This is a genomic window from Bartonella sp. AP72JLCBS, assembly GCF_042195705.1.
Classification (GTDB): Bacteria; Pseudomonadota; Alphaproteobacteria; order Rhizobiales; family Rhizobiaceae; genus Bartonella.
Genome location: NZ_JBHIOU010000043.1, coordinates 1 through 3,079, shown reverse-complemented (window position 1 = coordinate 3,079; position 3,079 = coordinate 1). Strand labels below are relative to the sequence as shown.

Here is a 3,079-nt window from a genome sequence, read left to right as displayed (position 1 = left end):
GCAGGTATGGCAGAATCTTCATCAGACGGTTCTGGGTGGGATGCGCTTGCAAGTGGTGTGAAGCATCTTAATGAAGGAGATAAGGAAAGAGGGCAGGTTAATCAGACCGTCGAATACCTAAAATCTAAAGGGTACAGTGAAGAAGAGGCGCGGTTCATGGCTGGGAATAAAGATGCATTGAATGCTTTTCTATTACAAAAAGTGAACGGCGGTTATGATGCTAGATCTAAAGAAGAAATGGACCGCCTACGAGAAACAATAGATCTTAAAAATAGTGAAGCTATCAGTAGTAATACACTCCATGACATTGAACGTTTTATGAATTATATAGAAGAGAATGGTGATTGGGCTACGGGAAATCTTGCTGATTGGCAAGCTTCTTTTAAGGTTCCTCAACACCGTGATATGCGTTCACTGCTTGATTCCATTAAAAACCGTATAGGTATTGACCGTTTAGAAACGATGAGACGGTATTCACGCAATGGTGCTTCTGGTTTTGGTAACCTTACAGAAAGAGAGCTTGATATCTTAAAGAGCTATTTAGGAGAGATAAAGTACGACTTGGGTCATAAAGAGCTCTTGTTTAGGTTGAAAAAAATCCATCAGATTTTGGCTAAGATGAAATTAGACGTATTGAAATTGCTAGAAGACAGCAGCATTGAATTAACGCAAGAGAGTGTTGATAAGGTTACCTCACAGTCGCATTCTAAAGCTCCACAGCAAGGACATAGTGCAAATGCGCCTGTAGTAAAAAGTGCAGAAGAAATTGAAGCCTTACCGAAAGGAGCAGATTTTATTGTTATTGATGCCGATGGTAAAAGAATGACTATAAGAAAATAGGTTGTGTTTCATGTCTGAACTTAAGAATTATGATAAGTCACTTCTTCCTGAATGGGCTAGAAAGTATAAGGTTATTGGTATTGCTGAAGATGTTCAAAAGGAAACAAATTATCCTGAACTTAAGGATTATGATAAATCACGTCTCCCTGAGTGGGCTAGGAAATATGAAGTAATTGGTCCAGTTCAAGATATTCCAAATACTCAAGAAACATTCAAAGATTTTTCATTTGATGATAAAGATCTTACGTGGTCGGATGCACTAAGGAGTCATGGGATATCTGGTTTGACAGCAGGGTATAGTGATGAGATACAAGCAGCCAATGAAGCAGGTTTTACGGATTATTGGAGCGGCGATAAAAAGGCAGAAGAGGTTTATAATAGAAGGGTAGCTAAGGAGCGCGCTTACCTAAAAGCCTTAGAAAAAAAATATCCATGGTTGTCTTCTGGTGCTTATATTGCTGGTTCGATTTTACCAACATTAGCATCTTTGGGTATTCCCGCATTAAATTTTTTGCGAGCAGGCTCGACTTTAGGAAGTTTAGGTAGGGGAGCTATTGTTGGGGCAGGTTCTGGAGCTTTACATGGTTCTGGTGCAGGAAAAGGTTACAATGATACGGTGAATTCGGCATTAGCCGGTGGTGTTGGTGGGGCAGTTTTGACGCCGGTTGCTGCTTTAGGAGGTATGGGTATTTCTAAGGCAGTTCGTAGTTTAGGAAATGCTTTAAAATCGCCTCCACTTGTAAGGAATTATTTTAATCCTGCTCGTAAAGAGGTTTCAAATAAAGCTTTGAGAGAAGTTGCCAAGCAACTTTACGATAATAAAACCCAAAAGATCACGGAACGTCTTAGTTCAGAACCTCACGAAGTATTTTTGACAGATATTAATGAAAAACTACGACAGACTTTGTGGAATGCGTCTAAAACAAATGAAGATGTTTATAATCTCTTGAAACAAGCGCATGAGAAAAGATTAGGCGGTTCTGTTCAACGTCTTGATGATATGATGGAGCAGACAATTGTTCCATACCAGCATAGCGATACTTTAAGCAGGACGCTTAAACAGCAAGGGAAAGAAGCGCATGATCATCTTTATGAACAAGCAAGGCAAACGCCGATAGGACGAGAGTATTATCCGGCTCTTAATAAACTTTTTGAAAATAAAGGGTTTCAAAAAGCTCTTAAAGAAGCTGTCAATACTTTAGAGGAACACCCCCTCAGTATAAATCCTAGACGATTTTATGATAGAAGGTTTAGTAGTATAAACTATAAACCTACGATAGAGTTATTAGATCAAACTAAGCAGTCTCTTGATGATTTAATCGAAAAAAGTAAGAAACATGGCGATAACCAAAAGATTTTAGGATACGAAGTCCTCAAACAAAATTTGGTAAAAATAATGGACGAAATCTCTCCTACGTACAAAGCAGCACGCGGTAGTGCGGCAAAATTCAAAAACTTTGCAGATAGCTTTGAGGAAGGTAGACAAGCTCTTGGAACAAAGCTTGAAAAGAGTTTTGAAAGGGATGCAGTTCAGGAAAATCTTTCTAAAGGGAATTGGACAAAACAAAATAATACCTATCAGATGGGCATGAGAGATGCATTAGATGATTTACTCAGAAAAAATGATGACCCTATTAATGAATTTTCTAAACTTTTAAAACAAAATCTTGCGTCTGAGAATCTTGAAAGGACCATAGGACCGGAACGGTTTTCTACTTTTAAAAAGGCAGTAGATCAGGAGCAATTCTATTCTGATGCAGCAAAAGAGGGTTTTAGCAAATTTGAAGGCACTCCTGAGTTTTCTGTTTTTGATGGAGTTCGTGTACCACATAGTATTCCTGATATACCAGCTCAAGGCTTAAAATTAGCACGAAACATATTTTTTCATCCGAATGCACCAGAGGCGCTACGAGCAAGACAAGAGCTAGAGCGCGGAATAGCGAAGTTAGCAACTTTTGGCGTTAAAGGAATGGAGCGCAATGAAATTGCCAAATTGATTCAAAGTGCTTTGAAGTGGCATAAAGCCGGTGTGATAACGGATGAAGGCTTGAAGATTGTTTCTAGAGCTGTAGCAAAAGGGTTAGGTCCTAGTGCTTCAATAGAGTATGCGAAATGACCCGTTATAGTCCTGCTGTTAATCAAGCAATACGGCAAACGGCAGTGCGTTATGGTTTGCCAGAGAGTTATTTGTACCGTGTTGCGCAAGTGGAAAGTGGAGGCAATCCGAATGCAAGGAATC

Annotated in this window: 2 protein-coding genes and 1 pseudogene; all 3 read left to right on the top strand. The window is 39.3% G+C overall.

What is annotated here, in order from left to right; genetic code table 11:
- A pseudogene (locus ACFILO_RS09130) lies at nt 1–840 on the top strand (hypothetical protein); the annotation flags it as partial.
- Between the two features lie 10 nt (nt 841–850).
- Complete coding sequence (locus tag ACFILO_RS09125) at nt 851–2,956, top strand: glycine zipper family protein (protein ID WP_375678186.1); 2,106 nt, start codon at nt 851–853, stop codon at nt 2,954–2,956.
- The coding region (locus ACFILO_RS09120) for a transglycosylase SLT domain-containing protein (RefSeq protein WP_375637173.1) at nt 2,953–3,079 on the top strand (127 nt) is incomplete at its 3' end. The genes ACFILO_RS09125 and ACFILO_RS09120, both read left to right, overlap by 4 nt.